Origin of the sequence: Halobellus inordinatus, from assembly GCF_024498335.1 — an archaeon.
GTDB classification, from domain to species: Archaea; Halobacteriota; Halobacteria; order Halobacteriales; family Haloferacaceae; genus Haloquadratum; species Haloquadratum inordinatus.
Genome location: NZ_CP101825.1, coordinates 2,201,202 through 2,227,797, shown reverse-complemented (window position 1 = coordinate 2,227,797; position 26,596 = coordinate 2,201,202). Strand labels below are relative to the sequence as shown.

The 26,596-nt window shown below is 66.7% G+C and carries 29 protein-coding genes; 17 read left to right on the top strand and 12 right to left on the bottom strand.

The window, feature by feature from the left end; translation table 11 throughout:
* Positions 1–54 precede the first annotated feature (54 nt).
* Positions 55–1,572: a DASH family cryptochrome gene (locus tag NO362_RS11275; RefSeq protein ID WP_256545327.1), complete on the top strand. Its 1,518-nt coding sequence runs from the start codon at positions 55–57 to the stop codon at positions 1,570–1,572.
* On the opposite strand, the gene NO362_RS11270 is transcribed toward NO362_RS11275, so the two are convergent.
* Positions 1,569–1,994: a disulfide bond formation protein B gene (locus NO362_RS11270; protein ID WP_256545326.1), complete on the bottom strand. Its 426-nt coding sequence runs from the start codon at positions 1,992–1,994 to the stop codon at positions 1,569–1,571. The genes NO362_RS11275 and NO362_RS11270 overlap by 4 nt on opposite strands.
* Positions 1,995–2,354: 360 nt before the next feature.
* Here NO362_RS11270 and NO362_RS11265 point away from each other — a divergent pair, with 360 nt between their 5' ends.
* Genes NO362_RS11265 through NO362_RS11250 form a run of 4 tightly spaced genes read left to right on the top strand, consistent with a single transcriptional unit; the run spans position 2,355 to position 6,295 of the window.
* Positions 2,355–3,293: a branched-chain amino acid ABC transporter permease gene (locus tag NO362_RS11265; RefSeq protein ID WP_256546636.1), complete on the top strand. Its 939-nt coding sequence runs from the start codon at positions 2,355–2,357 to the stop codon at positions 3,291–3,293.
* Positions 3,290–4,624, top strand: coding sequence for a branched-chain amino acid ABC transporter permease (locus NO362_RS11260; RefSeq protein ID WP_256545325.1), 1,335 nt, complete (start codon positions 3,290–3,292; stop codon positions 4,622–4,624). The genes NO362_RS11265 and NO362_RS11260 overlap by 4 nt, the downstream gene beginning before the upstream one ends.
* On the top strand, positions 4,617–5,516 hold the full coding sequence (locus NO362_RS11255; RefSeq protein ID WP_256545324.1) for an ABC transporter ATP-binding protein: 900 nt from the start codon (positions 4,617–4,619) through the stop codon (positions 5,514–5,516). The genes NO362_RS11260 and NO362_RS11255 overlap by 8 nt, the downstream gene beginning before the upstream one ends.
* Complete coding sequence (locus NO362_RS11250) at positions 5,513–6,295, top strand: ABC transporter ATP-binding protein (protein WP_256289567.1); 783 nt, start codon at positions 5,513–5,515, stop codon at positions 6,293–6,295. Before NO362_RS11255 ends, NO362_RS11250 begins: the two co-directional genes overlap by 4 nt.
* Before the next feature lie 156 nt (positions 6,296–6,451).
* Here the strand turns inward: NO362_RS11250 and NO362_RS11245 are convergent, their stop codons facing one another.
* Positions 6,452–7,837, bottom strand: a complete 1,386-nt coding sequence (locus NO362_RS11245) for an ABC transporter substrate-binding protein (protein ID WP_256545323.1) — start codon at positions 7,835–7,837, stop codon at positions 6,452–6,454.
* Between the two features lie 293 nt (positions 7,838–8,130).
* Here NO362_RS11245 and udk point away from each other — a divergent pair, with 293 nt between their 5' ends.
* Positions 8,131–8,823, top strand: a complete 693-nt coding sequence (gene udk / locus NO362_RS11240; RefSeq protein WP_256545322.1) for a uridine kinase — start codon at positions 8,131–8,133, stop codon at positions 8,821–8,823.
* Positions 8,824–9,251: 428 nt separating this feature from the next.
* Complete coding sequence (locus tag NO362_RS11235; RefSeq protein ID WP_256545321.1) at positions 9,252–10,280, top strand: AIR synthase family protein; 1,029 nt, start codon at positions 9,252–9,254, stop codon at positions 10,278–10,280.
* A 14-nt stretch (positions 10,281–10,294) separates the two neighbouring features.
* On the opposite strand, the gene NO362_RS11230 is transcribed toward NO362_RS11235, so the two are convergent.
* Entirely contained in the window at positions 10,295–10,789 is a 495-nt protein-coding gene (locus NO362_RS11230; RefSeq protein ID WP_256289563.1) for a DUF309 domain-containing protein, read from the bottom strand.
* Between the two features lie 61 nt (positions 10,790–10,850).
* Between NO362_RS11230 and NO362_RS11225 the strand changes: the two genes are divergently transcribed.
* Entirely contained in the window at positions 10,851–11,669 is an 819-nt protein-coding gene (locus tag NO362_RS11225) for a M14 family metallopeptidase (protein WP_256545320.1), read from the top strand.
* 55 nt (positions 11,670–11,724) lie between these two features.
* On the opposite strand, the gene NO362_RS11220 is transcribed toward NO362_RS11225, so the two are convergent.
* From NO362_RS11220 to NO362_RS11190, 7 genes are all read right to left on the bottom strand, one after another.
* Positions 11,725–12,174, bottom strand: coding sequence for a UPF0179 family protein (locus NO362_RS11220; RefSeq protein ID WP_256289561.1), 450 nt, complete (start codon positions 12,172–12,174; stop codon positions 11,725–11,727).
* A 279-nt stretch (positions 12,175–12,453) separates the two neighbouring features.
* Positions 12,454–13,503: a dipeptide epimerase gene (locus NO362_RS11215; RefSeq protein WP_256545319.1), complete on the bottom strand. Its 1,050-nt coding sequence runs from the start codon at positions 13,501–13,503 to the stop codon at positions 12,454–12,456.
* A gap of 3 nt (positions 13,504–13,506) precedes the next feature.
* The gene (locus NO362_RS11210) at positions 13,507–14,559 is read right to left on the bottom strand and encodes an N-acetyltransferase DgcN family protein (protein WP_256545318.1); all 1,053 of its coding nucleotides are present in this window, start codon (positions 14,557–14,559) and stop codon (positions 13,507–13,509) included.
* Positions 14,560–14,770: 211 nt separating this feature from the next.
* Positions 14,771–15,700 (bottom strand): Vms1/Ankzf1 family peptidyl-tRNA hydrolase, encoded by a 930-nt coding sequence (locus tag NO362_RS11205; RefSeq protein ID WP_256545317.1) that lies wholly within the window; start codon positions 15,698–15,700, stop codon positions 14,771–14,773.
* 159 nt (positions 15,701–15,859) lie between these two features.
* The gene (locus NO362_RS11200) at positions 15,860–16,210 is read right to left on the bottom strand and encodes a DUF5802 family protein (protein ID WP_121569268.1); all 351 of its coding nucleotides are present in this window, start codon (positions 16,208–16,210) and stop codon (positions 15,860–15,862) included.
* A 108-nt stretch (positions 16,211–16,318) separates the two neighbouring features.
* On the bottom strand, positions 16,319–16,618 hold the full coding sequence (locus tag NO362_RS11195) for a DUF7977 family protein (protein WP_256289557.1): 300 nt from the start codon (positions 16,616–16,618) through the stop codon (positions 16,319–16,321).
* Complete coding sequence (locus NO362_RS11190) at positions 16,608–17,663, bottom strand: zinc-binding dehydrogenase (RefSeq protein WP_256545316.1); 1,056 nt, start codon at positions 17,661–17,663, stop codon at positions 16,608–16,610. The genes NO362_RS11195 and NO362_RS11190 overlap by 11 nt, the downstream gene beginning before the upstream one ends.
* A gap of 141 nt (positions 17,664–17,804) precedes the next feature.
* Between NO362_RS11190 and dnaJ the strand changes: the two genes are divergently transcribed.
* The 7 genes from dnaJ (at position 17,805) to NO362_RS11155 (ending at position 22,079) form a co-directional block, all read left to right on the top strand.
* A complete protein-coding gene (dnaJ, locus tag NO362_RS11185) occupies positions 17,805–18,980 on the top strand; it encodes a molecular chaperone DnaJ (protein WP_256289555.1) in 1,176 nt (391 codons plus the stop codon).
* 413 nt (positions 18,981–19,393) lie between these two features.
* Complete coding sequence (locus NO362_RS11180; protein WP_256545314.1) at positions 19,394–19,711, top strand: cupin domain-containing protein; 318 nt, start codon at positions 19,394–19,396, stop codon at positions 19,709–19,711.
* 55 nt (positions 19,712–19,766) lie between these two features.
* Positions 19,767–20,564 carry an acyl-CoA synthetase family protein gene (locus tag NO362_RS11175; protein WP_256545313.1) on the top strand — a complete coding sequence of 266 codons (798 nt, stop codon included), beginning with the start codon at positions 19,767–19,769 and terminating at the stop codon, positions 20,562–20,564.
* Positions 20,565–20,606: 42 nt separating this feature from the next.
* A complete protein-coding gene (locus tag NO362_RS11170) occupies positions 20,607–20,825 on the top strand; it encodes a hypothetical protein (RefSeq protein ID WP_256289552.1) in 219 nt (72 codons plus the stop codon).
* A 63-nt stretch (positions 20,826–20,888) separates the two neighbouring features.
* Positions 20,889–21,074, top strand: coding sequence for a DUF8015 family protein (locus NO362_RS11165; protein ID WP_256289551.1), 186 nt, complete (start codon positions 20,889–20,891; stop codon positions 21,072–21,074).
* A 45-nt stretch (positions 21,075–21,119) separates the two neighbouring features.
* Positions 21,120–21,566, top strand: coding sequence for a DUF2240 family protein (locus NO362_RS11160; protein WP_256289550.1), 447 nt, complete (start codon positions 21,120–21,122; stop codon positions 21,564–21,566).
* Between the two features lie 78 nt (positions 21,567–21,644).
* Positions 21,645–22,079 carry a DUF7993 family protein gene (locus NO362_RS11155; RefSeq protein ID WP_256545312.1) on the top strand — a complete coding sequence of 145 codons (435 nt, stop codon included), beginning with the start codon at positions 21,645–21,647 and terminating at the stop codon, positions 22,077–22,079.
* A 24-nt stretch (positions 22,080–22,103) separates the two neighbouring features.
* Here NO362_RS11155 and NO362_RS11150 read toward each other — a convergent pair whose 3' ends face one another.
* A complete protein-coding gene (locus tag NO362_RS11150; RefSeq protein ID WP_256545311.1) occupies positions 22,104–22,763 on the bottom strand; it encodes an HAD family hydrolase in 660 nt (219 codons plus the stop codon).
* An 85-nt stretch (positions 22,764–22,848) separates the two neighbouring features.
* Here NO362_RS11150 and NO362_RS11145 point away from each other — a divergent pair, with 85 nt between their 5' ends.
* Positions 22,849–24,135 (top strand): DNA double-strand break repair nuclease NurA, encoded by a 1,287-nt coding sequence (locus NO362_RS11145; RefSeq protein WP_256545310.1) that lies wholly within the window; start codon positions 22,849–22,851, stop codon positions 24,133–24,135.
* A gap of 50 nt (positions 24,136–24,185) precedes the next feature.
* On the opposite strand, the gene NO362_RS11140 is transcribed toward NO362_RS11145, so the two are convergent.
* Positions 24,186–24,533: a DUF7113 family protein gene (locus NO362_RS11140; RefSeq protein WP_121569257.1), complete on the bottom strand. Its 348-nt coding sequence runs from the start codon at positions 24,531–24,533 to the stop codon at positions 24,186–24,188.
* Between the two features lie 137 nt (positions 24,534–24,670).
* On the opposite strand from NO362_RS11140, the gene NO362_RS11135 reads away from it, so the two are divergent.
* Positions 24,671–26,590 carry an ATP-binding protein gene (locus tag NO362_RS11135; RefSeq protein WP_256545309.1) on the top strand — a complete coding sequence of 640 codons (1,920 nt, stop codon included), beginning with the start codon at positions 24,671–24,673 and terminating at the stop codon, positions 26,588–26,590.
* Positions 26,591–26,596 lie beyond the last annotated feature (6 nt).

Here is a 26,596-nt window from a genome sequence, read left to right as displayed (position 1 = left end):
CACTGCGGGTGGCTGTGGCCGTCACGCTCAGGTACGTGCCGCTCCCTCTCGACAGTGATGCCCGACACGGCCATCGTGTGGTTCCGCCGGGACCTGCGAACGCACGACAACGAAGCGCTCGCCGCCGCTGCCGCGGCAGACCGAGCCCTCTCAGTCTACTGTGTCGACCCGCGGACGCACGGGATGCAGCCGTACGGTGGCGCCGACTCCTTCCGCTACGAGAAACTGGGGGCGCGGCGAGTGCGCTTCCGGCGCGAATCTCTCGACGCCCTGCGCGACCGACTGCGCGAGCTCGGCTCGGACCTCCTCGTGCGTCGTGGTCGTCCCGAAGTCGTGCTTCCCAATCTCGCTGACGCCGTGGACGCCGACGTCGTGACGTTCCACGACCTCCCAGGACCGGACGAGCGAGCGGTTCGTACAGCGGTGACGGCAGCACTGCGCGAGCGTGGAGTCACGCCGCGTCGGTTCTGGGGGCGGACGCTCCATCATATCGCCGACCTCCCGACGCCGTACACCGCGATCAGCGACACCTACACGAAGTTCCGGAAGTCGGTCGAGGCCGACGCGGCTGTCCGAGAGACGTATCCGCGCCCGTCGCTGCCGCCGGTCCCAGGCGGCGACGACACCGGCGTCGACGCTGACGCGATTCGCCCCGGTTCGATCCCGGGCGTCGGCGTCGCGGGCAATTCGCCTGGATCGCCGGACGCGGAACCCGGGGCCGGCGAGGGCGCCGACGAAATCGACGAGCGCACGGTCCACCCCTTTCTGGGCGGCGAAGACGCGGCACTCGACCGCCTGAGGTCGTACATCTGGGAGGGCGACCACCTCCGCGAGTACCGCGAGACGCGAAACGGACTCGTCGGTCCCGACTACTCCTCGAAGTTCTCGCCGTGGCTCAACGAGGGCTGTCTCTCGCCGCGGCGCGTCTACGAGGAGGTCAAGCGCTACGAGCGCGAGCGAGTCTCGAACGACTCGACGTACTGGCTGCTCTTCGAACTCCGCTGGCGGGACTTCTTTCAGTTCCAACTCGCAAAGTACGGCGCGCAGTTCTTCGCCCCCGGCGGTCTCAGACGCCGCGACGACGTCAACTGGCGATGGGACGAACAGGAGTTCGAACGGTGGCGAACCGGGCAGACGGGTATTCCCTTCGTCGACGCGAACGTGCGCGAACTGAACGCGACCGGATATCTGTCGAACCGCGGACGACAAAACGTCGCGTCCTTCCTCGTGAACGACCTCACAATCGACTGGCGACGCGGCGCGGCGTACTTCGAGACCCAACTCCTCGATTACGATCCGGCCTCGAACTACGGCAACTGGGCGTACATCGCGGGCGTCGGCAACGACTCCCGGCAGCGGGCGTTCGACGTGCTCGCGCAGGCCCACCAGTACGACCCCAAAGCCGAGTACGTCACGCGCTGGATTCCCGAACTCGACGGGCTAGTCCCACAGAAGGCTCACGAACCGTGGACGCTGTCGGAATCAGAACAGGCGAGATACGGGGTCGAACTCGGTGTCGACTACCCGCGCCCGATGATCGATCCTACGACGTCGGGCGAGAATCCCGTTTAGGGCCACGCTCGGTCGCGAAGCCGCCAGGAGGCGGTCACGAGGGCCGTCACGAGGACGAACGCGATCAGCGAGAGCCGGGGGATCGTCAACAGGCCGTCCAGCATCGGATAGAGGATCGACGAACAGCCGCCACCGACCGAACAGGTCCCACCGACGCTGGGTCGGACCTGGAGGACCACGTGGTACGTCGCGACGCCGAGGCCGAGCAGCGAGAGCGGCAGCACGGTGCGAGCGACGCCCGGGCGGTCTTCAAGCGTCGCGACGCCCAGAACGACAACGAGCGGATACAACAGGATGCGCTGGTACCAGCAGAGCTCGCAGGGGACCAGCCCCAGCCCGAGGCTGAAATACAGGCTTCCGGCGGTGCCGATACCCGCGACGAGCGTCGCGAGTCCGAGCAACGGTCGCGTGCGCGACGTCATCGTCCCCGTTGAGACACCCCGGCCGCTTGAACGAATCGATGAGTGATATCTAATGGCAGGGGAACGTACCTGACAACTGACGAAACAGTTCGGATTGCTTCCGACCCTGGACCGAATCACGTCGGCGCGTCACTGCGGGAAGAAAGACTTATCATCGTTTCCCGACCGCAAACATCGTGAGGATAGTTATCAATGGGTATCGCCGAGACATACACACGCGGACGTCAGTTCGCGGTGGCACGGCCCGGTTCCGTTCTCTTGGCGCTCGTCGGGATCATCCTGTTGTACGACCTGTTCTCCGGTCTCGCGACCGGACAGACGTCGTTCAGCAGCGTCGGCTCGCTCGTCTGGGACGGGCTGATGCGCGGGCTGGTGATCGGTCTCGCGGGCATCGGGCTCTCTATGACGTACAGTATTCTGAACTTCGCGAACTTCGCGCACGGTGACTTCATCACCGCGGGCGCGTTCTCCGGGTGGGCGACGACGTACCTCGTCGCCGGCCTCGGTCGGGCCGACGTGGGGGCGCTGTTGCTCGTCGGCGCGGGCGGGTCCGTCTTCGGCGGGACGCTCGGCATCGGCGTCACCGGGACGCCGCTGGCCGTCGTCGCCGGCGCGCTCGTCGCCGGCGTCGCCACCGTCGTCCTCGCGCTGGGCATCGATCGGCTCGTCTTCAAGCCCATCCGCGACGAGGACGGCATCACGCTTCTCATCACGAGCGTCGGCGTCGCGTTCGCGCTGCGGTATCTGATGCAGTTCGTCTTCGGATCGAGCGTCCGCGGCACGACGTCACAGCCGCCGTCGATCTCGCTGTACTTCGTCGACGGGGCCGTCCGCATCAACGCCCACGACATCGCGCTCGTCGTCGTCGCCGGGGGGCTGATGCTCGCCGTGCACCTGCTCTTACAGATGACGAAACTCGGGAAGGCGATGCGGGCGATGGCGGACAACGAGGATCTCGCCCAGATCACGGGCATCCCGACCGAGCGCGTCGTGCGCTCGGTGTGGGTCATCGGCGGCGGCCTCACCGGCGTCGCCGGCTATATGTTCATCCTCTGGAAGGGCACACTCGGCTTCAACGACGGGTGGCTCCTCTTGCTCCTCATCTTCGCCGCGGTCATCCTCGGCGGCATCGGCTCGATCTACGGCGCCATCGTCGGCGGCCTCGCGATCGGGCTGACAGCGTCGGTGTCGGTCATCTGGATCCCGTCGGCGTTCGCCCGCGCGGCGGCGTTCGCCGTGATGATCGTCCTGCTGCTCGTGAAACCTGAGGGCATCTTCTCCGGGAGGTCGACAGCATGAGCGTCCGCGACGACGTCTCCGCGCGGTTACCGGGTGGCGACGCCGGGCTAATCGTGGCTGTTCTCCTGGTTATCTACGCCGCGTACGTCCTGATCGGCGTCGGCCTCGGCTACTCGCTGCGCGGCCAACTCAACACCATCGCGGTCCTCACGTTCTACATCGGCGTCTTCGCGATGCTCGCGCTCGCGCTCAACCTCCACTGGGGGTACACCGGGCTGTTCAACATCGGTATCGTCGGCTTCATGGCCGTCGGTATCTACGTGATGGCGCTGGTCTCGAAACCGCTGTATGAATCTGGCGGCGCGGCGCAGGTCGGTGGGCTCGGACTGCCGCTCATCGTCGGCATCATCGCCGGGATGGTCGCGGCGGCGCTTCTCGGGCTGGTGATCGCGCTCCCGGCACTCCGGTTGCGGGCGGACTATCTCGCCATCGTGACGATCGCGATGTCCGAAATCGTCCGTTTCTCGTTCCTCTCGGGCGAACTCCAGCAGTTCCAACTGTTCGGCGAGCGCGTCGGCTTCGGCGGCGGATCGGGGCTCATCCTCGATTTCACCGACCCGCTGGAGGCGTTCTTCGGCTTCTTCGGCCTCTGGGACGCGTATCTGGGCTTCGTCGACTCGTTCGAGGTGCTCGTTCCCAACAACCCGAAGCCCGTCGTCGACGGCCTCGTCTACGGCGTGGTGCTGCTCTTCTTCGTCGCGGCGTTCTACTGGCTGCTCAAGCGCACGGGCGAATCGCCGTTCGGCCGCGTCCTCAAGGCAATCCGTGAAGACGAGGACGTTGCGAACTCGCTCGGGAAGAACACGAACCGGTTCAAAATTAAGGCGTTTATGCTGGGCTGTGCGCTGATGGGCCTGGCGGGCATCCTCTGGCTGATGACGAGCGGTGCCGTCACGCCGAACTTCTTCCGGCCGCGGATCACGTTCTTCGTATGGATCGCGCTGATCATCGGCGGCGCGGGGTCGAACACGGGAAGCGTTCTCGGCGGCGCGGTCTTCGCCGCGCTGCTCTATCAGGGGCCGCGGTACCTGAAGAACCTCGTCGACACCGTCCTGCCGAACGCGGACGCGCCGTCGGGATTCGGCCCGGCGATCGCGCCGCTCATCTCGAATTTCGATCCGGCACCGCTGTTCTTCTACACGATCGACAGCATCCGACAACTCCAACTCGTGTTCATGGGACTCGTGCTCATCTGGCTGATGCACAACCGACCGGAGGGAATGCTCGGCTACCGCAAGGAGACGGCCGCCGGCATCCCGCTGACCGCGGCGCGTGCGCGCGGAACAGCGGAGACCGACGGCGGCGAATCCGGAGGTGGTTCCGATGAGTGAGGCGGCCGACGCGGGCGACGGCGACGAACCGGGTGTCGAATCCGGAGCCACGTCAGGCGCCGGCGCTGTCGGCGACGCGCCGACGGAACTGGATCTCGGCTCCGGCGGCCCGAGCGTCAGCGAGGAGTACCCGCTGCAGGTGGACAGTCTGCGGAAGTCCTTCGGCGGGATCACCGCCGTCGACGACGCGTCCTTCCAGGTCGAGCGCGGGAGCCTCACCGGACTGATCGGCCCGAACGGCGCCGGGAAATCGACGACGTTCAACCTCATCACGGGGATGCTCCAGCCGGACTCCGGAACCGTGACGTTCGACGGCGAGGACATCACCGGGGAGAAGCCCCACGCCATCGCGAACAGGGGGCTCGTCCGGACGTTCCAGATCGCCCGCGAACTGCAGGAGATGACGGTGCTCGAGAATATGATGCTGGCACCGAAGTACCAGCGCGGCGAGGCGCTGTGGCGGTCGGTGACGCCGGGGTTCCGCGGCGACGTCATCGAGCAGGAGTCCGAGTTGCTCGACCGCGTCTGGAACGTACTCGAGTTCTTCGAGATCGACCACATCGCCGAGGAGTACGCCGGGAACCTCTCGGGCGGCCAACGGAAACTCCTGGAGATGGCGCGGGCGCTGCTCACCGACCCGGATATGCTGCTGCTCGATGAGCCGTTCGCCGGCGTCAATCCGTCGCTGGAGCGGCGACTCCTCGATCACATTCACGAACTCCGCGAGCAGGGGTACACGTTCCTGCTCGTCGAACACGATATGGACCTGATTATGGAGAACTGCGAACGCGTCATCGTCCTCCACCAGGGCCGGGTCCTGACGGAGGGCACGCCCGCAGAGATACAGGCGAACGAAGAGGTCATCGAGGCCTACCTCGGAGGGAACGTATGAGCGCAGACACTACTGGGGGAGCCGACGGCGACGGCGCCGCGGTCTCCCGTGAGACGATTCCGGAGCGCGGAGACCAGTCCTTACTCGAAGTTCGGGATCTCGACGCCGGCTACGGCGATCTCCAGATCCTGACCGACGTCGATATGGACGTCGCCGACGGCGAGTACGTCACCATCGTCGGTCCGAACGGGGCCGGCAAGTCGACGGTGATGAAGTCCGTCTTCGGGCTCACGACCCATATGGGCGGGACCGTGACCTTCGAGGACGAGGACATCACGGGCCTCCGTCCGGAGGAGATCATCCACGAGGGAATCGGCTACGTCCCGCAGAACCACAACGTCTTCGCGTCGCTGACGGTTCGCGAGAACCTGGAGATGGGCGCGTACATCCTCGACGAGGTGCCACAGGACGCCCTCGACGCCGTTTTCGATCGGTTCCCGATCCTCGAGGAGCGGCAGACCCAGAAGGCGGGCACGATGTCCGGCGGCCAACAGCAGATGCTCGCGATGGGCCGCGCGCTGATGCTCGATCCCTCGCTGCTCTTACTCGACGAACCTTCTGCGGGCCTCGCGCCCGACCTCGTCGACGATATGTTCGACCGCATCGACGCGATCAACGACGACGGGACGGCGATCCTGATGGTCGAGCAGAACGCCAAGGAGGCGCTGCGGCGCTGTGACCGCGGCTACGTCCTCGCGAACGGCCAGAATCGGTATATGGACGACGGCGACGTGCTGCTGAACGACGAGCAGGTCCGTCAGGACTTCCTCGGCGGATAATACGGCCGTCGCACCTTCTTTTCGATCCCACGGACTGCGGTAGACAGTGCCAGGTACCGACCTCAGACGACAGCAGATGGTGCCGGGTAGCGATCGCTCGCGGCGCTACTCGATTGTCGCCGTCGAAAAAATTCGGAATCGATCGAACGGGCCGCTCTAGCTGTCCGGTCCCGACAGCGCCGTCTCGATGACGGAGGAGTACGAGGACTCGCCTTTGTTGAAGGCGACCTTGTGGTAGACCTCGCCGCCGAACTGCTCGGTGAAGACGTTGCTGAAGCGGTCCGAGAGCTGCTGACCGTAGTCGTTGTTGACGTACAGCGTCGAGACGGAACTGACGCCGAGCCGTTCGGACATCACCTGCGCCATCACGCGGCCCTGCAGGAAGTCCGAGGGCGCCGTCCGGAAGATGTAGTCGTCGTCGTCGAGGTTCGACACCGACAGCGCGGTGGACGACGGCGAACAGCCGACGATCTCGTTCGGGATGAACACCTGCTGTGAGACGGGGACGTTGACGCCCGAGGACGCCGACCCGCAGACGCTCGGCACGCCGGCGCTCGCGAGCGTCTCGGCGGCCGAGGTACCGGCGCTCGGTGACGTCTGGGTGTCCTCGATCTGCGCGTTGACCGACAGACCGGCGGGGTTGGCCTCGTTGATCTGCTTCACGGGGATCTGTGCCGCCTGGATCATCGGCTGTCCGACGGAGGCGAGGTCACCGGTCTCGGGGAGCAAGATTCCGACGGACATCTCGCGGTCGCTGCCGCCCGGTCCGCTGTCGGCGGAAGGACCGGCGCCGTCTGGGTTCTCGCCCTCGAAGTTCTGGACTTCGACCTGGCTCGTCCCGCCGTCGGCGAACTCCCAGATGGAGTAGGCTGCGGACGCCGGGTCGCCGTCTTCGTTGAAGTTCGTCGCCGACGACGCGCCCTGATAGTTTACGTCTTCGCCGTTTGCGGCCGCCTCGACGCCCTCGACGAGGTTCTCGGGCGTGACGGTCATCCCGTCCGGGTTCGCGATCCGGCGCATCTGATCGCGGATCGCGGTTCCGTCGTTCGCGCCGGCAGCGGCGTTCGCGAGGAGCTGAATCGCGACGGAGTCGTACGTCTGCGAGGTGAACACGCCGGGCGAGGAGCCGTACTCGTCCTGGAACAGCGTGTTGAACGCCTCCTGGTTCGGCCCGCCAGCGGCCGGGGCCGTCCCGGTGACGTTCGCCATCTCGTTCCCGACCTGGCCCGGCATCGCACCGTCGCGGAGGCCGTCGGGAACGAGAATCTCCTCGCTGCCGTCAGATTGGCTGTAGTAGTCACGGAACAGCTGAATCCCACTTTCGGGGTACCCGATGACGACGAGGCCTTCCGGGCCGCCGCTGCCGCCGCCACCGCCGCCGGTCGTTGTGGTTTCGCCGCCACCGTCTCCGCTTTCGGTACCCCCACCGTCGCCGCCGCCATCTCCGGGGCTTCCAATACAGCCTGCGAGTCCAGTTGCACCGATTGCACCAGCCGCACCGACGCGCTTCATAAAGTCGCGCCGTACGATATCACGTGCCATATCCCTCGGAAGGGGACTCCTCCGTATAAATGTATCCGTTACAATACTGTGCGTTCGGGTATATGCACTATACAATGACAATAATTCACGTGGTGAGATCCGCCCGTACCCGGTGTCTGCTATTCCCGGCCAGGACGAGCGTGGGGTCGTACTGATCGACTCCTGATGTTTTAGGGAGGCGTGTCAGTGATTGTCCAATCTCGTCCGGTCGGATTTGTTCACTTGTCCCAAAGACGCACCAGCAGACCTCCAAATCGCCACGCTCAAGCGCTCGGGGACCCGCCCATCAAGAGATGACCATCCCCTCGTTCGTCATCGGGATCGCGGGCGGCACCGGCGCGGGGAAGACGACCGTCGCGCGCCTCATCACCGAGAACGTCGGCGACGACGTCACGCGGATCCCGCTGGACAACTACTACGAGGATCTGAGCCACCTCGACTTCGAGGAGCGTGAGGACGTCAACTACGACCACCCGTCGGCGTTCGAGTGGGAACTGATCCGCGAGCAGGTATCGACGCTCCTGGAAGGACAGCCCATCGAGATGCCGACCTACGACTTCGAGACCCACAACCGGACCGACGATCCCGAGACGGTCGAACCGACGGACGTCATCATCGTCGAGGGGATCTTCGCGCTCTACGACGAGGAGATCAACGAGATGCTCGATCTCCGCTTGTACGTCGAGACCGACGCCGACGTCCGAATCCTTCGCCGTATCCAACGCGACGTGATCGACCGCGGGCGCGATCTGGAGGGCGTCATCGATCAGTACCTCTCGACGGTCAAGCCGATGCACGAACAGTTCGTCGAGCCCACGAAGCGGCACGCCGACCTCATCGTCCCGGAGGGAGCGAACACGGTTGCAGTGAACCTCCTCGAAGAGAAGATCCGCGCCGAAGCCGGCGGCAGTACACCGCGGGAGTGGGAGCGTGACTCCGTCGAAGAGGCGCTCGTCGACCAGATCTCGGTCGACCCCGACCAGTGACCGCGCTCGAAACGCGGCTCCGGCGAGCGAGTGACGCAACGCACTGGCTGCACCACGAAGAGCCGGATCGGGTGCTGGCCGAACTCACGCGGCAGTTTCGCACGGCCCCCTAACTCCGATCTCCGGTTCCACCCGGCGATCACTTCGGTGTCGCAGTTGGCTCCATCGCCGCCCCTCGGACTATATATATCTTAAGAGTACACTTAGCGAGATACTTATACGGACCCGGGAAAAGGTCAGGTGACGCGAGGTCGTCGCGCCGGCGGGATGAGCTCCGTTGGATTCGCGCTCGCGTCCCTTCGTGAGCCGGTCGGTCGGGGGGACGACCCCCTGCGGCCGACTGTCGAAACAACGTCGTGAGCGACTGGTCCCCGCTGACGATCGGGCGACAGCGCCACGTTCAAATCGCCCCGGAGAGACCGTCGAATATGGCGGATCTCGGCAAAGTCGATCGCTCGTTCTTCGACGAGTACGTCTTCCCGCGTCTCGGCGCCGACCGCGACGACGTGGCGCTCGGCCCGACGCACGGCGTCGACTTCGGCGTGCTAGATCTCGACGGTACGGCCGTCGCTATCGCGACCGATCCCGTCTCCGTCCTTCCGGGCCTCGGATTCGAGCGCGCCGGGCGGTTCGCGCTCGATTTCGTCCTCGCTGACGTCGCCGTCTCCGGACTCGCTCCCTCTCATCTCGCCATCTCGTTCACGCTCCCGCCCGATTTCGACGACGAGTCGTTCGCGACGCTGTGGGAGTCGATGCACCGAGAGGCCGCGGACCTCGGCGTCTCGATCGTCACCGGCCACACCGCCCGCTACAGCGGCTGTTCGTTTCCGTGGGTCGGCGGCGCGACGGCGCTCGGCGTCGGCGATCACGACGACCTGATCCGCCCGGACGGCGCACGCGTCGGCGACGACGTGCTCGTGACGAAGGGTCCCGGCGTGGAGGCCACGGGGCTCCTCACGTCGCTGTTCCCCGAGCAGTTCGACCTCGACGCGGCGACGCTGGCGGCCGCGCAGTCCCGCCTCGACGACGCGTCCTGCGTCCGCGACGCGATGACGGCGGCCGCGGTAGGCGGCGTCAACGCGATGCACGACGCGACCGAGTGCGGACTCTTCGGCGCGTTCGTCGAGGTCGCAGACGGTGCTGGCGTCCGATTCGATCTCTCCACGGACGAGATCCCCCTTTTGCCGGGCGTCCGCGAGACCGCCGACGCGCTCGGGATCGATCCGTGGAAGGCGACCACCGGCGGGACGCTCGTGCTGACGGTCCATCCCGATCGCACTGCGGACGTCGTCGGCGCGCTGGAGTCAGAGGGAACGCCGGTCGGCGTCGCTGGAACGGTCGAATCGGGGACGGGCGTCGCGGTCGACGGTGCGGAGATTTCACATCCCGACGTCGATCCCTCGTGGGCGGCCTTCGAGGAGTTGGCGCGGGCGAGCGACGTGGAAGACAGCACGTGACTGCCGTCGTCCGCTCACTCTAGCCGCTCGGCGTACTCGCGGTCCAGTCTATCTGCCGCCGGACGCTCACCGTCGAGTTCGATCCGCCACCCCTCCAGGACTGTCGGGTCGTCGAGTGCGTCGCCCAGCGTCCCTCGGACGTCGTGGACGTTGACGCCGTAGTAGTCGTCGGGGACACCTCGGAGGTACTGCAGCGCGGTGCGGAACAGCGAGCGCATTCCGTCGTCGTCCTCGAAATCAAAGTGCTTGTACGCGCCGGCGGCGACCTGGACCATTCCGTGGAGAAACGCGCTTTCGGTCGTCCCCGAACCGTAGTTGTACCACTCCACCTCGAAGCAGTCGTGCGACTCGTGGAAGGCCCCCGAGTTGTAGAGTCGGACCCCGTGGATCGTCGCCCGGCGAAGCGTCCCGTGCTCCCACCCGTTCGACGCGGCCCGCGTCGGATCCCAACCGGTCGGCGTACCGGTCGTCGGCGGCCCCACTGTGTCGTCGCGGGTGTGGTCTGTCACGTTCGCTGCTTCGGTCCCCACAAACAAAGAGATTTGACTCTCCGTCACTTGACGAGAATCAATGCGAATCTACGAACTCGGGGAGGGGACACCCGAGGTCGCCGTCGTCGGATCGGTCCACGGGGACGAACCCTGCGGGGAGCGGGCGATCGAACGCTTCGTCGCGTCCGATCCGGACGTCGAGCGGCCGGTAAAGCTCATCGTCGCCAACGAGGAGGCGCTTGCGGCCGACGTCCGCTACCTCGACGAGGACCTCAACCGGGCGTTCCCGGGCGATCCGAACGCGACGACGCACGAAGGCCGACTCGCGCACGATCTCGTGCGCGAACTCCGGGGAAAGACTGTCCTCTCGCTGCACTCGACGCAGTCGTACGCCGAGCCGTTCGCACTCGTCGACGAGGTCGGCGCGGTGTCGCGGGCGATCTGTCCGCACCTCCCGATAGAGTACCTCGTCGAGACGGGCTCGTTCGCGGGCGGTCGGCTCATCGATCACGCACACACGATCGAGGTCGAGACCGGGCTACAGGGAACCGAGGAGGCTGCGACGAACGCCTACTGGCTCGTTCGCGCGTTCCTGTCGGCGACGGGTGTGCTGCCCGCACCGATCGAAGGCGACGTCGAACCGCCGCTGTCGCTACACCGGCGGGAGGAAGACGAGGTGACGGTCTTCCGCCTGCTCGATCAGATTCCGAAGGACCCCGCCGAAGACTACCGAGTCTTCGTCGACAACTTCCAGCGCGTCGCGCCGGGTGACCCCGTCGCCGCCGCCGATGGAGAGTCCTACAGCGCAGACAGCGAGTTCTACCCGGTGCTCCTCTCGGCGTACGGCTACGAGGACGTGTTCGGTTACGCGGCCGATCGGCTAGGCACGCTCGCGTGAGGAGAATATCCGGAGCAACCGGGTGTCGAACGGTGGTGCGAGACGAGTGCTCCGACTACGATTCCGGCGGGGCGAGTTCGACGAGCGTCAGCTCTCGGTCGAGATAACAGAACTCGTGGGGCGGGTCACCACGGACCTCGTCGATCCGGTACTCCGTCTCGAAGTCCGCACCGTCCGGTACGCAGTACTCGTGGCTCGGACACTCCGTGTGGGGGCACGGGCCGGGGAGCGTCACCTTGCTGCCGGCGTAGGCTCCCTTCGAGGCGACGTTGGCCGTAATCGAGGCTGGCTCGACTTCGACGGCGCGAACGCCGGTATCGTGGACGGCGCAATCGAGGAGTTGTCCGTTCTCGCGAACGTCCGTCACCTCGTAGCGGACGCCTTCGGTGAGGTTCAGACACTGCTGTCGGTAGGGACAGCCCTCGCACGCCGACGACTCGCCCTCGTAGACGAACTCCGTCCCCGGAGACGCGAGCCGGTCGCCGATGAGCGTGACCTGGGACATCTACGTCCGACTATTCGTCGCGCGCGGTTAAGCGTGTGTGTCCGGCGGAACGGAAGCGGCCGAGAGTCGCGACTGTGGTGGGTCGAGTCCAGCGATCAGCCTGACACGACCGCGACGCGTCGCTGTGGGCTTGCGAACAGTCGGCACCGACAACCGGTCCCACGCCGACGTGCCGAACGACCGCGGCCCGACGCGGGACGAACGTCATCTCACACGCCCGCTGGCGTCGGATTGGTATAAGAACCTGCGGAGGCGTCGGCTCGCTCGGCGGGAGTCGGCTCACTCAGTCCGTCGTGCGCCCGTCCCTGTGAGCCCGCGATCCGCGAGCGCGTCGAGACGGATTTCGCTGCCGTCGATCGGCACGCCCGCGTACTCGTCGTCGTCGAGGAGGAGCGCCCCGTCGAGGTCCGCGTAGTCGAGCAGCGGCGCGAGGTGACAGGCGGCCGCGATGGCGGCGTTCGTCTCGATCATACAGCCGAGCATCACCTCCAGCCCGTGCGCGCGAGCGGCGGCGATCATCCGCCGCGCTTCCGGGAGTCCGCCGCACTTCATCAGTTTCAGATTCACGATGTCCGTTCGGTCGGCGACCGCCGGGACGTCCGGGAGCGTCACGCAGGACTCGTCGGCCGCGATCGGGAGCGCGGAACGCTCGTAGACGAACCGCAGACCCTCGGGATCGCTCGCCGGAACCGGCTGCTCGACGAACTCGACGCCGTAGGCGGCGAGTCGGTCGGTCATCCGGACCGCCTCACGCGGTGTCCACGCCTCGTTCGCGTCGACGCGGATCCGCGCTTCGGGCGCTTCCTCGCGGACGGCGGCGACGATCTCCTCGTCGCGGTCGGTACCGAGTTTTATTTTCAGCACGTCGTAGCCGTCGTCCACGGCGGCCCGCGTCTTCTCGCGCATTCGGTCGGTCTCGTCGAGTCCGATCGTGAACGACGTTTTCGGTGCCTGATCGGGGTCGAGACCCCACTGCCGGTACAGCGGCACGCCGAGGCGCTTCGCGGCGAGGTCGTGCAGCGCGACGTCGACCGCCGTACGCGCCGCCGGGTTGTCCTCGACGACGCCGCGGAGTTCCCGTTCGATCGCCGCGACCGCGTGCGGGTCGTCGACGGACTCGACGACCGCGAGCAGGTCGGGCAGGACCGCCTCGACGGTTGCGGCCGTCTCCCCGTAGTGGGCTGAGGGTGCGGCGGCACCGACTCCCGTGGTCCCGTCGTCGTCGGTGATCCGGACGACGACGTTCTCCGCGGTGGTCTGGGTGCCGCGCGAGATCGTGAACGCGTCCGCGAGCGGGAGCGTAACGCGCTCGAACACCGTCGAGAGCATCGCTCACTCCGCTCCGAGGATCGCATCGAGGACCGCGTCGGCGTCGAACCGGACGACGTCGGTCGCCGGCTGACCGAGCTCCTCGGCGTAGGCGTCGACGGCGGCCTGTGCCTCCGCGTCGTCTTCGATGTCCGAGGTGTTCAGCGCGCCGGCGACGACCTCGCCCTCGTGGACGGGTGCGGCGAGGTTCTCGTAGAGGTCGACGTATTCGTCGAGCGAGGGCAGCGAGAACGACTCGTACCCGTGGATCGCCTCGCGACCCGCCGAGTGGCAGAGGACCATCGAGTCGGGCATCGAGCCGTGCAGGATGCCGCAGGTGACCGCGGAGTACGCCGGGTGGACGATGCTTCCTTGGCCTTCGACGAACAGCACGTCGTAGTCGTCGCCGACTTCCAGCAGCATCTCCTCGACGGCGCCCGCGGTGAAGTCCGAGACGACGCGGTCGATGGGGTTGCCCCAGCCGGCGATCATAATGCCCGTCTGGCCCGTCGGGATGAATCCGGCGTCGACGCCGCGCTCGCGGGCGGCCTCGACGAGTTCGAGCGCGACCGTCATCTTCCCGACCGAGCAGTCCGTCCCGACCGTCAGCACGACCTCGGCGTCGATGTCGGCGCTCCGGCCGCCGGCGACGGTCAGGTCCTCTTTCGGCTTGCGCACGTCGCGGAGGGCGACGTCGTGCTCGGCGGCGAGGTCGGCGAACTCCTCGTCTTCGGAGAGGAAGTAGTGGAGGCCGGCGACGATGTCACAGCCTCGTTCGATCGCGGTACGCACGTCGGGCCGCCAGGAGTCGTCGAAGTCGCCACCGATCGGGGAGATGCCGATCAGGAGCGTGTCCGCCTCGGGCGCGTCAGCCATCGAGGAGACGATCGGCACCTCGGGCAGGTCGCGCCGGTGGTCTGTCGTGACCGTTCCGGCGCGGTCACGGTCGAGGACGGCGACGACGTCGTAATCGGCGTATTTGAGGACGCCCGTGGCCGTCTTCGCCCGCTCGGGGAACTTCTCGTGTGCGAGGACGACGACCCGTTCGGGGTCGTCGCTGTCTGAGCCTGCGGTCATACCTGAATCGAGGCCGACTGCGGTTTTAATCCTCGTGGTTTGGCCACTCTTCATAGATTATCGTAACTGTTCGGAGATTCTCGCCGTACCGTCCGGCGAGAAATCCATAGTAGCGTTTGCAAGTCTTCACGCACCGAATCGCACGCAGTCGTGCGATTGGCTGTGTAATCAGTTGCAAACGCTACTATATGAGGACTTGCGACAACCTCTATCAGAGCAGCGACAGCCGGACCGTCCAGAACTCTCGAACCGCTCGCTGGAGCGCCTCGCCGGGGGCGCCACTGGCGTCGACGGCAGCCGTCCGGTCGGCGAGGTCGGTGAACTGTCCCAGCACCGTCTGTTCGCCGAGTACGACCAGATCGGCATCGTCTGGAAGCCCGATCGAACCGTCGCGCACGTCCGAATCAAGATGCGTCTCGATAGCTTCGCGCGCCCGATCGAGATGGTCGTCGACCTGCTGGTCGCGCCGTCGCTCGAAGCGTGCTTGCGAGAACCCGCCCTTCGAGTGCGATCCCATCACGTCGGACTCAATGTCGTCGACGAGCGTCACGGCGTCGCCGTCGTAGATCCCGAGCGCGAACAGATCCGAGCGCACGAGGGCGACCCACGTCGGTGCGGCGGGAGCGAACCACGACCGATCGAGCCTGAACTCGGAATCCCACGCGGCGAACGGCGCGGGCGGCGTCGGCGGTTCGAGCGCGGCAGCGACGAGGCCGGCGTCGTCGACGCAGACGAGACAGGGCGCGGCGCGACGAACCAGGGCCGCACGCTCGCCGAGCGCGTCCGAAACGGCCTCGGGGACCTCCTCGTCGACCATCGCGGTCAGTGCGCCTTCGGGGGCTGTCTCGAAAGACGCGAGTCGCGAGAGGATCTCGTCCCGGCGCTCGCCGCGGAGGGCCTCGCTACCGCGGAAGTCGACGTCGACCGTCTCGTCGCCCGAGAGCCGTTCGACCCGCTCTTCGAGCCCTTCGATCCGGTCTTCGAGTCGGTTGACTTCCGCCTCGGCCTCCTGTCGCTTCCGGGCGGCCTCCGATCGGCGCTCCTCTTCGGCCTCGGCGCGGCGTTCGAGGTGGCGTTTTTCCTCCTCTAGTTCCTCGATCCGGGCTTTGAGCTCTGCGCGGCCGAGCAACTCGTCGAGCATACCACGACGCGCGACCCCGGGCCACTTATACTGTCGGTTCTCGGAGACGACCCTCGATCGCTCAGGTCGGCAGGCGCTCCAGTTCTCGTTCAGACTGCGGGACACACCGGAGCAACGACCAAAAATCAGCGCTGTCGGGGGGTCGCTACCGGCCCGACCTCACGCCACGGCTTCGTCGTCGCCGAAACGATAGCCCGAGTACCGGAGGAGTTCGGCCGCGCGGTCGGGTCGCGCCAGCAACACGTCGCGTTCGGCCGGGAGGTCGGCGTCAGTGACCGATTCGGGGACGGCGAGCGTTCCCGAGGGGACCTCGTCGTCGCCGAGGACTGGGATGTGGCCACGATCGAGTTTCATCACGAGCGGCGCGTCGGTGCGGAAGAGCCCCTCGTCGCCGTAGAGGTGCTCGTTTACCCGCTCGTGATCCGCCCGCTGGATCGCGGGGACGTCCCGATCTGACGGCTCGACGTACAGTCGCCCCAGGTAGTAGCTCGTGGAGAACGTTTCGAACATCTGTGCGAGATGTTCTCACACACACATACTGATAAGTCTTTCTGGAAACCTACAAGTCGAAGCGCATTCAGTGGATATCGTCGAAAAACCGCGTCACTCGCCGGACGTTCACTCGTTTTTCGTCGCGGCCGTCATCGCCCAGACTGCCGTGAGACCCAGCGCGGCCGCGGGAACGAGCGGGAGCACGAGCAACGAAGCGATGTAGGGAATGCCGATCGCAGAGAGGATTCCCGGGCGGATGTAGATGATACCGGGGACGACGAGCGTGCAGACGACGAGGACGCCGACGAGCACCCAACCGCGCATCCCGAAGCCATCGGGCTCCGCCTCGGTGTCGGCCGAGGCTCCGCTGGCTGCCGTCTCCTCGCCACCCGGCCGATGGACGTATCCCTCGTCGTCAGAGCTCACTGTCCGGAATTACGACCACTTTGCCAAAGCCCTCACGGTTCTCGATCATTTCGTGAGCGCGCGCGGACTCGCTCATCGGCAGGGTCGCGCGGATCCGCGGTTCGAGGACACCCTCCCAGACGAGTTCGAGCGCTTCCTCGGCCTGTTCGGGCGTCGCCATCGTCGAGCCGATCACCTCCAGTTGGTTCCAGAAGATCCGGTTCAGCGCGGCGTCCGGATTCGGCCCCGTCGTCGCCCCACAGGTGACGAATCGGCCCCCTTTCCGGAGGCTCTTCAGCGAGTCGTCGTAGGTGGCCTCACCGATATGATCGACCACGACGTCGACGCCGCGGCCGTCCGTCAGGTCGTGGACGTCGCGGGCGAAGTCCGACTCCTCGTAGTTGATGCCGTGGTCCGCCCCGCAGTCGGCCGCATACTCGAGTTTCTCCTCGGAGGAGGCGGTCGCGAACACCTCACAGCCGGCATAGTCGGCGATCTGGACCGCGGCGTGGCCGACGCCGCCGGACGCACCGTGGACCAGCACGCGTTCGCCCGCCCGGAGCTCGGCTCGGTGGATCAGCATCCGCCAGGCGGTCTGGAAAACGAGGGACGCCGACCCGGCAACCTCCCAGTCGACGTGGTCGGGAACCGGAACCAGATTCGCAGCCGGCACCGCGGCGTACTCGGCGTGGACACCGCGGCTGTGTTCACCGATGATGTGGAAGTCGGGCGCGAGCGTCGGATCGTCCCGCCGCGGGAACTCGGAGCCGCTGCCTTCGGCGTCGTCGCCGGCGACGCCCGCGATGAGAGCGACGTGATCTCCCGGCTCGAAGCGCGTCACGTCCGTGCCGACTTCCGCGACGACGCCGGCCATATCGCTCCCGGGAATGTGCGGGAAGGAGAGATCGATCCCGGGGAGTCCGCGTCGCGTCCAGATGTCGAGGTGGTTCAGCGCGGCGGCTTTCACGTCGACGAGCACCTCGTCGCGGCCGACTTCTGGGTCGGGCAACTCGTCGTATTCGATGACGTCGCGGTCGCCGTGCCCGGTCAGTTGGACGGCTTTCATACCTGCCCTCTCACCCGCGGTGTACAAAAGCCCAGCCACGAGGACCTGCTGTGGTGGTCCGACCAGGATGGCTCGGCCACGGCGTCCTCTCTGCGACCCGTTCCGTTGAAGTAGTTCAACCAACTACGGATTCGACAACGAATGAGCGAGGACTTCTACGACGTACTCGGTGTCTCCCGGGACGCCACCGAGGACGAGATCACGCAGGCCTACCGGAAGAAGGCCGCAGAGTATCACCCCGACGTCTCCGAGGAGCCGGACGCCGAGGAGAAGTTCAAGAAGGTCAAGAAGGCCAAAGAGGTCCTCACCGACGACGAGAAGCGCCAGATGTACGACCAACTGGGTCACGAGCGCTTCGAACAGGCTGAAAAGCGCGGGGGCGTCGGCGGCGGCGCGGGCGGGGCCGGCGGTCGCGGCCAAGGCAATCCGTTCGGCGGGATGGGCGGCGGCGGCCAAGGCAACCCCTTCGAGGACATCTTCAGCCAGTTCTTCGGGGGCGGCCGCGGTCAGGGGCAGGGCCGACAGCGCAACCGCCCGCGACAGGGCCAGAACCTCCGCACGCAGGTCACGCTCGACCTCGAGGAGGTCTACGAGGGCGTCGAAAAGCAGTTCACGATCACCCGCCCCGAGACCTGTTCGGAATGTAACGGGCGCGGTCACCCGGAGGATGCCGAGGTGAACACCTGTCCGGAGTGTAACGGCCGCGGCCAGACCACGACCGTCCGCGACACGCCGCTGGGCCGCGTGCAGCAGACGCAGACGTGCCCGCGCTGTGAGGGCTCGGGCGAAACCTACAGCGAGACCTGTTCGACCTGTGGTGGCGACGGCGTCACGCGCGAGGAGGCGACGCTCTCGGTCGACATCCCGGCTGGCATCCGCGACGGCCAGACGCTCCGGATGGAAGGCGAGGGCGCGCCCGGCGAGAACGGCGGTCCGAACGGCGACCTGCTCATCGACGTCGCCGTCCGCGAACACGACGACTTCGAGCGCGAAGGCGACGACCTCTATCACCGCCTTCCGATCTCGTTCCCGAAGGCCGTCTTCGGCGGGACGGTCGAGGTCCCGACCGTGGGCGGCACGACCGACCTCGACGTTCCGGACGGCACCCAGAGCGGCGAGGAGTTCCGGATCCGCGGCGAGGGGATGCCGCATCTCCGAGGTCGGGGCCACGGCGACCTCTACGTGCAGGTGCAGGTCGTGACGCCCGAGGAACTCAACGAAGAGCAGAAAGAGGCACTCGAAGCCTTCGCCGAGGCCGGCGGCGAGGACATCGACGTCAACGAGGGCTTCTTCGAGAAGATCAAGAATTCGTTCTAATCTACCTTTTTCCACGGTGGGTTTCCTCGCGGCGCTTCGCGCCGCTGCGGGAACCCACCGCGCAAAAACCTAGAGGGAAAAAGCCGCGAGGCGAGCGCCCGCTCGCCTCGCGGTACTGACACGGGAAGACCGCCTCCGCGCCGCGACCGCTACTGCTCGGCTACTGCGACCGCCACCGCACCGCTACCGCTCCGTGACTGCTCTCGCTACTCCTTGTCGTCGTCGACGACGTAGGCCTGAAGTCGTCGACGGTGCCGACCCGCGGCGCGTCGAAGACGAGCCAGACGTGCGTGTTATCGGCCAGAGCGACACCACAATGCCCTAAACGGGTGGGACCCGGCAGTTGTCCATACTGTCGGCTGGGCTCACCACGGCCCTCACTTTCACGTGTCTCTCGGCCGAACACTCTCTGTATGTCATACACGAAAGCGAGCTACGAAGACGGCGAGGAGAAAGCCCCCAGAATGTACTTCCTCCGGGACGAACTCGACTGCGAGAACCTCGGGTTCACGGTCGTCGACGTCGACGCCGACTGGAGCGGTATGGAACACGACCACGCCGACGGCGCCCACGAGGAAGTGTACTACCTCGTCGACGGCGCGGGCAGCATCACCATCGACGGCGACGACGTGTCGCTTTCCCCCGGCGACGCCGTCCGCGTCGCGCCGACGTCGAGTCGCCAACTCCACGCCGACGAATCGAGCACGTTCGTCGTGGCCGGCGCGCCCTGAGTGCCTGCGCGGGGGCGGCCGACGCCGTTTTGCACCCCGGCGACGACCCACAGGTATGAACGCCGACTCGGACGCAGACTCCGACGCCGATGCCGAGTTCCCATCGCCGTGCGTGGATCCCGACACCGTCGGCGACCTCGTCGCTCGCGAGCGCCGGACTTCGGGGCTCGCGCTCCGGGCCGACGAGCCCGGTCGCACGTACAGCTACTACGATTTCATCACGACCTCTTATAAGGCCGGGAACGTCCTCCGCTACCTCGGCGTCCGCGAGGGCGACGAGGTTCTCGTGGTGCCGGAGGCGCTTCCCGAGTCAGTGCTCACGTTCTTCGGCGCGGCCCAGTTGGGTGCAGTGACGCGCTTCGCCGACGACATCGGCGAGACCGTCCCGCGGGCGGTCGTCGCACCCGCAGAGCGCGAGGACGACTTCGACCTGCCGCCGGGGCACCGCCTCGCGGTCTACGGGGATAAGCCGACAGCCCCCTCGACGACTCACTGGGAGACCGAGGTCTGGAGCGAGAACCCCGCGGTCCACCCCGCGACGGTCACGCCGGACGACCCACTGCTCGCGGCTGCCGGCCGGACCTACTCGCACGCGGAGGCGCTCGCCGCTGCGTCGGACACCGTCGCCGACGCCGACCTCCAGCCCGGGACAGAAGTGTTCGTACAGGGGCGGCTCGGGGACCCAGGAGTCGTCGCTGCCGGTCTCCTGGCTCCGATTATGGCGGGAGCGACGATCGTCTTTCCCGACCCATCTGAGACGCCGAAGAGAGCCACCGCTGAGCCGGAAGGCGACGACGCAAGTGTCGTGACCGAGACCGGGCAGCCCGGCGGTTCGGCGCTTTCGTCCGAGTGACCCGACGGAAGACGTATTATCGTTCCGACACGATATGTTCGTATGCTCCTCAGAGCCGCTGCACTCGCGCTCGGTATCGCCGAACTGCTCGCACCCCGTCGAATCACCGATCTCTGGGTGGGTCTCGCTACGAGGGGCGAGGCCGAAGCGAAATCGTGGGTGTACACCGCCGCTCGGATCGAAGGCGCATTGCTCGTCCTGTGGGCGCTGAAGGGCCTCACGTCGGGGGCGTCAGACACAGACACGCCATCGGACTCGTAGCGACGGCGACCGAGCGGGACCACAAAATATTCTTTTGGGATTCTAATTATATCTAATTACAGGATGGTCGACGCCGTTCCGCAGGAGGCTCCGACGCGATTCGACTACGTGCTCGGTGGGATGGGTGTCAGTCTCGCCTGCGGCGGCGTCGTCGGCATCGTCTCGGCGGTCCCGCTCGCCGCCGCGAGCAGTGTGGCGTCCGTGATCGCGACGCTCCTGTTACTGCTCGGCACGGCCGGTCAGTACTGACCGGAAACCGAGGACTCCTTGTGCGGGCGCGTATCCAGACGTGATATGAGCCTCGAAGTAGCGGTCGCCGTCCCGTTCAAACAACAGGGGACGACGCGACTGGGCGAGGGGGAGTTCGTCGTCGCGCTCTCGTTAGATCGGAGTTGGTTCTCGCCGGATCAGGCAAAGCGGCTCATCGACGTGGCGGCAGGTCGCGGGCTGCTCGCGCGCGAAGACGGCGAGGTCGTCGCGCAGTTCGAGCCCGCGGACGTGGTCGTCCCCGAGGACTACGAGCCCGATCAGTCGATCCTCCGCGAGCAGTCGGCCTTCGAGCGCATCCTCGACGCTCTCGTCGCCGCCGGCTACGACAAACAGGACGTCGTCGCGGAGGTGAACGACCGTCAGCGGCGACTCGGCATCTCGGTCGAGGCCGCGGCGGCGCTGTACGCCCGCGAACAGGACGTCGATGCGGGCGACGCGATCGAGACCGCGAAAGCAGATCTCGGTGAGTAAGCAGATCTCCGCGAGTAGTTCGAAAGAACGCTGTCGGCGAACGGAGCCCTCTTTTCGCCGCGCGTCGAACGCGCCAGTATGGTCGAGGAGCGACTGACAGACGGGCGTCGCATCGCGCAGTTTCTTGCCTCCGAGGTCACCGGGCACGAGGACGACCTGCGGTCGCTCTCGGTCACGGACGCCGACCCCGACGTCGAGCCGACGCCGGACGGCGCGTTTGCCTACGCAATCGAACGAGAGGATAGTAGCGACGGCAGCGACGGTGACGGCGACGACGGCAGCGACGGTGACGCCGATAGCACTCGCGTCGCATCGGTGTTCGTCCAGCCCGAACGCGTTCGCGTGGAGTTCGAAACTGCCGTCGACGCCGTCGCCGACACGGCCCGCGAGGAGGGGCTTCGCGTCCGGCCGAAGGCGGTCGAACCACCGCGGACGCTCGTGTTCGTCGAGGACGGCGCGCAGGTCAAGTGGTTGCTCCCGGCGCTCCGGGCGGTCGCGTCGTCGTCGGAGTAGGAGCTTCGCTGCGGACGTCGCGTGTCAGAGTTCGTCGAGAAGATCCGGCAGCCGCGTCACGAGGTCCTCTCTCGGCAGGTGGACGGCCGCGCGCGGCGACGGCTCCGGCCCGCCCTCGTAGAGCACCTGGATCGGCGTGAGTCCGGCGTCGGCCGCGCCCGCGATGTCGGCTTCGACGTCGTCGCCGACGTACGCCGTCTCCGCTGCGTCGGTTCCGAGAGCGTCGAGGAGCGCCGCGAAGGCGGCCGGGTCGGGCTTTCCCGCGTCGAGTTCGCCGGTCACCAGCGCGGCGTCGAAGGTGTCGGTCCAGCCCAGGATCCCCAGTTTGTCGCGCTGGGCCACGCGCGGACCGTTCGTGAGAAGGCCGACCCGGTACTCCTCGCGTAGGCGGCCGAGAAACGCCTCGGTACCCGGCAGTGGAACGAGCGCGTCGGCGATTTCCCGCCGATACGCGCTCGCGACCGCTTCCGGGTCCGTGTCAGTCTCGTGGTCGGCGAGGAGATCCGCGAAGATCGGCGTGCGGGTCTCGCCGGTGAGGTTCCGCGCGTGCGCCTCCAGATACGCCTCGCGAGAGAGCGGCGGTGCACCGGCGATGTCGGCGGCGTCCCCGAGGATCGTCGCCCGGTCCCGTGTCGGGACGGCGAGCGTCTCGTCGAGGTCGAACCCCACCGCGGAGATTGTCACAGACGCCGGTAAGTCCCCGAGACGTATTGCCTTTTCTCACGGCGACGACGGGGGCTTTTTCTCGCTCTGTCGCCACGACACGGACGTGACACTCGACCCCGTCCACGTCGACAGCATCGCGGACCTCGCGGCGTACCTCGCACGCCACGTGGACGACGCAGACCACGTCGACGTCGCGGCGCGGATCTGGGAGGGCTTTCTCGACCCCCTCTACGGCCCCAACGGGCGCGTCGTCGTCGAACCAGTAGACGAAAAGCGACTGCGCGCCGTCGACGCCGAAGACGTCGCGCTCGCGTCTGCTCCGTTCGAGACGGTCCACGGCCTCGATTCGGGGACGATCAACCCCACGACGTTCAAGAACGGACTCGTCGTCGACCTCGCACAGGCCGCGATGGCGTCGGTCCCCTCGGATCTGGAGCTTCACCGCCACCGGAGTATGGTCGCGGCGGCCCACGTCAACGACGATACGGTCCCGCTGGACGAACCCTGGCGGAAAGTCGACGAGGGGTACTGCCGGTGGCGCGTGATGCAGGTCCCGAAGGTCAACCGCTACGCCGAGGGGATCGTCCACGCGCTCGCGCTCTATCTCGCTGAGAGTTCCCACGCGCTGGAACACGCCGAGACCGTCTCCGACCTCCTGATCCTCGACGGCCCGCTGTACCCCGTCGAACTGCTCAACTGGCGCGAGCGCGACGCCGAACTCAGAGCCCTCTCAGAGGAACTGGAACCGCGTTCGGTCGTCGAGAACTACGTCCGGCTGGTCGAGTCGTTCGTCGAGCGCGACGTGCCGATCTGCGGCTTCGTCAAGAATCCGGCCTCGAAGCGGATCGTCGGCACGCTCCGGGAGGGCGACCGAGAGATCGACGTTCCGTGGACCGACGACGCCGCGTTCTTCACCAAACTACTCGAACGGCGCGACGACGACACGTCGGTTCCCGAGCGGGAGGGGACTCACGGTCCCGAGGGCCGCCGGACGGACGAACTGACGTTCACGAACTGGTTCGTCTCTCGCGGCGGCGTCGACGCCACCGTCGCGGCGGACGGCGACGCGTACGGAGTCGAGCGGAAACTCGACCCACAGCTCTACGAGACGTGTTTCTTCGTCGTCTACGAGCCCCAGACCGACGTGCTCTACCGCGTCGAGACGCCCTACGCGTTCGCCCGCGACGATGACATCCGCGAGGCGATCACCCGGCAGATTCTCGGCGACGTCGCGGCCCGTCGAGGCCCGCCGGAGGCGGTCGCGAAAGCCGACGAACTCGCCCGTATCAGCGCCAGAGAGAAGTCCTCGCTCAGACGAAAGTTCTCGGAGACGCTCGACAGCGACGAGGTCAAGCGCTACGACGAGGTTCGGTGGGGCGATCTGGAGTAACAGAAAAAGAAAGCGGAACGTCGGGACCGAACGTAGTGACTCGGGGCCGACTACGGATGTTCAGCGCCCGGTTCTTCTTTGATGACTTCGATCTCGACGTCGGACTCGGCCACGCCGACGCGGGCGAACTGCGTCCGGACGTGGTCTTTGGCCGCCTCGATCGCCCGCTCGCGCGTCTCGAAGCCGCGGGGCATCGGCGACTCGAACGCGACGTTGATCGTCTCGCCGTCGATAGTCGTCTCCGAGCCGCCGCTTTCGACCTCGTAGAACTCGTCGCAGACCCAGACGTACGGCGCGTCCTCGTCGGGCGCTCCCTTGTAGGAAGGGGCGCGCTCGCCGCGCTCGAAGATAGTCCCGGTCAGGTTGGTCCCGCCGGCGTGGCCGCGTATGAGAAGCATACCAGACCTTCGGTCCCGGCGGGGAAAAGGGGCCCGACAGACGAACCAGTGACCGTCGACCGGGGGGACGCGCTTCCGACCGACGTTCGCCCGGCGGGCGAGGTGTTTTAATCGTCGCCGGCGCAGTCACGAGACATATGGTGGATCTCGGCGACTTCGAGCCCGGTTCGGACGAGAGCGCTTCCGGGCAAGCGGATAGCAACCGATCGACCGCGGGGGACGCCGCGCCGTCGACGAGCGAGGAGACGGACGCGGAAGCGACGTCGGCGGATCGCACGCCGTCGAGCGCGGCCGGGTCAGACGATTCAACTGGCGACGTCGCGTTCGAGCGCTACGACGCCGCCCCGGCGGGACAGGACCGCGGAATCGGGGCCATCGCGGTCTCCCAAGGCCTCCGCGTCGCCGAGGACGGCGACGACACGTCGCTGCGAGCGTACGTGACGACCGGGAACCGCGACACTGTCCGTCTCGGGAAGTATCTGCTCGTTCCCTATCCGGACGACGAACTGCTGTTCTCTCGTATTACGGCCCTGGAGTACGCCCAGGAGTTCCAGACCGACGACGCCACCGAGATCCACGCGCGGCGAGCGATGCGCCGCGACGAGTTCGAGGAACGCGACTACAAATTCGTCGCCTCGTTGGACCCGCTCGCGGTCCTGTTCGAAGACGAGAGCGGCGGCGAGAGCGAGGCCGGCGAGAGCGACGGCGACCTCAAACGCCGGATGGTCGACCGCGTGCCGAAGCCGGGCGCCGTCGTCGCCGAGGCGACCGATCCCGACCAGATCAAGACGGGGCTGAAAATCCCCGGCGACGGCATCTTCCTCGGCCATCTCTCGGTGGGGGGCGAGAAGGTGCGGACCGCGGCACAGCCGCCGACGATCGACTACCGGCTCAGAGACGACTACGACCACGGAGACCCCCTCGTCTTCAGACACACGCTGGTCGCCGGCGGCACCGGATCCGGGAAGACGCACGCCACGAAGAACGTTCTGCGCCAACTGCTCGCCGAGGACCGGACCTACGAGATGGACGACGGCCGGTCCGCCCGGCTCGCGGTCGTCCAGTTCGACCCCCAGGACGAGTACGCGCAGATGCACGACGACAACCCCGCGATGGACGACGCGACCGCCCGGCGCTACGAGCGCGAGAGCATCGTCCACGGCGGCCACGACGACACGCTGGCGCTCGTCCCGAAAGAGGACGGCGTCCCCTACGGCGGCGACAACCACCGTGCAGAGCAGTTGGAGTTCACGATCCCGTTCTCGATGGCGCGCGACCGCCCCTGGCTCGTCGCGGGCAGCAGCCTCAACGAGAATCAGTACCCCGCGCTCAAACACCTCCTCGAACGGTTCTTCCGCGAGTACGGAAACAGCGGCACGTACGCGGAGTTCCTGACGTTCCTCGACGACCCCGCCCTGCGCGAGCAGCTCGACGAGTCCGGCCGGGTTCACGAATCGACGTTCGACGCGGTCAAGCGTCGCGTTCACGGCGTGCCGAACGGCGTCTTCGATCAGTCCGCGCGGCCGATCACCGAGTTGGATCACCAGCTCGTCCGCCCCGGCGGACTGACGGTCGTCCCGACGTATCACCTCTCGACCAGCCGCGCGAAGGAACTGTTCGTCCTCGCCGTCTCCAGTATGCTGATCGACGACAAGCTCTCGAACGCGCCGGATTCGAACCGGATCAAAGAGACACCCTTGCTGCTCGGAATGGACGAGGCCCACAACTTCCTCGCCGACGCCGACACCGTCCAGGCGCGGAAGGTGATCTCGAAGTTCACCGAGGCCGCCAAACAGGGTCGCAAAGAGCGGCTCGGCCTGTTCTTGGTCACACAGGACCCACAGGACGTCGCCGAATCCGTATTCAAGCAGATCAACACCCGACTCGTGCTCAACCTCGGCGACGAGGACGCGATCAAGAGCGTCAACATCCCGCCGGAACTCGAAGACAAGGTCCCGTATATGGAGAAGGGACAGGCCGTCGTCTACTCCCCGGACAACTCCGAGCCGGTCGAACTCGTGGGGCTGCCGGTCTGTCTCACCCGCCACGGCGAGTGAGCGCCG

Bases quoted from the DNA above. Each gene is read 5' to 3' on its own strand.
- NO362_RS11270 (WP_256545326.1), bottom strand. From the start codon at position 1,994: ATGACGTCGCGCACGCGACCGTTGCTCGGACTCGCGACGCTCGTCGCG.
- NO362_RS11265 (WP_256546636.1), top strand. From the start codon at position 2,355: ATGCGCGGGCTGGTGATCGGTCTCGCGGGCATCGGGCTCTCTATGACG.
- NO362_RS11260 (WP_256545325.1), top strand. From the start codon at position 3,290: ATGAGCGTCCGCGACGACGTCTCCGCGCGGTTACCGGGTGGCGACGCC.
- NO362_RS11255 (WP_256545324.1), top strand. From the start codon at position 4,617: ATGAGTGAGGCGGCCGACGCGGGCGACGGCGACGAACCGGGTGTCGAA.
- NO362_RS11250 (WP_256289567.1), top strand. From the start codon at position 5,513: ATGAGCGCAGACACTACTGGGGGAGCCGACGGCGACGGCGCCGCGGTC.
- NO362_RS11245 (WP_256545323.1), bottom strand. From the start codon at position 7,837: ATGGCACGTGATATCGTACGGCGCGACTTTATGAAGCGCGTCGGTGCG.
- udk (WP_256545322.1), top strand. From the start codon at position 8,131: ATGACCATCCCCTCGTTCGTCATCGGGATCGCGGGCGGCACCGGCGCG.
- NO362_RS11235 (WP_256545321.1), top strand. From the start codon at position 9,252: ATGGCGGATCTCGGCAAAGTCGATCGCTCGTTCTTCGACGAGTACGTC.
- NO362_RS11225 (WP_256545320.1), top strand. From the start codon at position 10,851: ATGCGAATCTACGAACTCGGGGAGGGGACACCCGAGGTCGCCGTCGTC.
- NO362_RS11220 (WP_256289561.1), bottom strand. From the start codon at position 12,174: ATGTCCCAGGTCACGCTCATCGGCGACCGGCTCGCGTCTCCGGGGACG.
- NO362_RS11215 (WP_256545319.1), bottom strand. From the start codon at position 13,503: ATGCTCTCGACGGTGTTCGAGCGCGTTACGCTCCCGCTCGCGGACGCG.
- NO362_RS11210 (WP_256545318.1), bottom strand. From the start codon at position 14,559: ATGACCGCAGGCTCAGACAGCGACGACCCCGAACGGGTCGTCGTCCTC.
- NO362_RS11205 (WP_256545317.1), bottom strand. From the start codon at position 15,700: ATGCTCGACGAGTTGCTCGGCCGCGCAGAGCTCAAAGCCCGGATCGAG.
- NO362_RS11200 (WP_121569268.1), bottom strand. From the start codon at position 16,210: ATGTTCGAAACGTTCTCCACGAGCTACTACCTGGGGCGACTGTACGTC.
- NO362_RS11190 (WP_256545316.1), bottom strand. From the start codon at position 17,663: ATGAAAGCCGTCCAACTGACCGGGCACGGCGACCGCGACGTCATCGAA.
- dnaJ (WP_256289555.1), top strand. From the start codon at position 17,805: ATGAGCGAGGACTTCTACGACGTACTCGGTGTCTCCCGGGACGCCACC.
- NO362_RS11180 (WP_256545314.1), top strand. From the start codon at position 19,394: ATGTCATACACGAAAGCGAGCTACGAAGACGGCGAGGAGAAAGCCCCC.
- NO362_RS11175 (WP_256545313.1), top strand. From the start codon at position 19,767: ATGAACGCCGACTCGGACGCAGACTCCGACGCCGATGCCGAGTTCCCA.
- NO362_RS11170 (WP_256289552.1), top strand. From the start codon at position 20,607: ATGCTCCTCAGAGCCGCTGCACTCGCGCTCGGTATCGCCGAACTGCTC.
- NO362_RS11165 (WP_256289551.1), top strand. From the start codon at position 20,889: ATGGTCGACGCCGTTCCGCAGGAGGCTCCGACGCGATTCGACTACGTG.
- NO362_RS11160 (WP_256289550.1), top strand. From the start codon at position 21,120: ATGAGCCTCGAAGTAGCGGTCGCCGTCCCGTTCAAACAACAGGGGACG.
- NO362_RS11155 (WP_256545312.1), top strand. From the start codon at position 21,645: ATGGTCGAGGAGCGACTGACAGACGGGCGTCGCATCGCGCAGTTTCTT.
- NO362_RS11140 (WP_121569257.1), bottom strand. From the start codon at position 24,533: ATGCTTCTCATACGCGGCCACGCCGGCGGGACCAACCTGACCGGGACT.
- NO362_RS11135 (WP_256545309.1), top strand. From the start codon at position 24,671: ATGGTGGATCTCGGCGACTTCGAGCCCGGTTCGGACGAGAGCGCTTCC.